Here is a 941-nt window from a genome sequence, read left to right as displayed (position 1 = left end):
AGGGAAAGATTCGCTGTCAATGAAACAGAAATATCCTAATGAAGAGGTTATTTCTCCTGGGACTGTCATTATTTCTGCAGCTGGAAATTGTAATGATATTACTAAAGTGGTTGAGCCTGTATTTCAAAAAAATACTGGGGATATTTATTATATCAACCTCTCACAAGACAACTATAAATTAGGAGGAAGTTCCTTTGCTCAAGTTGTAAATAAAATTGGAAACGATTGTCCAACAGTTACTAGCCCAGAGTTCTTAAAATCAACTTTTAACAGCATTCAGAATCTCATTAGGTCTGGTAAAATTGTTGCCGGACACGATGTTGCTTCAGGAGGATTAATTACAACCTTATTAGAATTGTGTTTTGCTGATGTAAATATAGGTGCAGATTTAAACCTTTCGGCTTTAAATGAAAGTGATTCGTTCAAAATCTTGTTTGCTGAAAACGCAGGAATAGTAATTCAGTCCACAGATAATTCTATAGAGCAAGTACTTTCAGAAGCAAAAATTGAATTTTTCAATATTGGAAAAGTAACCGAAAGTGATAGCCTTAATATTGTCAATAACAATGATACCTATACATTGTCCGTATCAAGATTACGAGACATGTGGTATAAAACCTCATTCTTACTAGACCAAAAACAAACCGCAAATAATTTAGCTGAAGATAGATTTAACAACTACAAAAATCAGCCTTTACAATATACATTCCCAAATCAGTTTACAGGAAAACTTCCATTAATTGATGCAACTAAACCTAGACCAAAAGCGGCTATTCTTCGTGAAAAAGGAAGTAATAGTGAACGTGAAATGGCAAACGCCATGTATTTGGCTGGTTTTGATGTGAAAGATGTCCACATGACCGATTTAATTTCGGGACGTGAAACACTAGAAGATATACAATTTATTGGTGCAGTTGGTGGATTTAGTAATAGTGATGTAT

1 protein-coding gene is annotated in these 941 nt (G+C 34.1%); it reads left to right on the top strand.

Annotated elements, in window-relative coordinates:
• The coding region (locus A9Q93_RS07975) for a phosphoribosylformylglycinamidine synthase subunit PurQ (protein WP_303686861.1) at positions 1-941 on the top strand (941 nt) is incomplete at both ends.

The organism is Nonlabens dokdonensis (assembly GCF_002162835.1).
GTDB lineage: Bacteria > Bacteroidota > Bacteroidia > Flavobacteriales > Flavobacteriaceae > Nonlabens > Nonlabens dokdonensis_B.
This window is presented reverse-complemented; position numbering and strand designations above follow the sequence as displayed.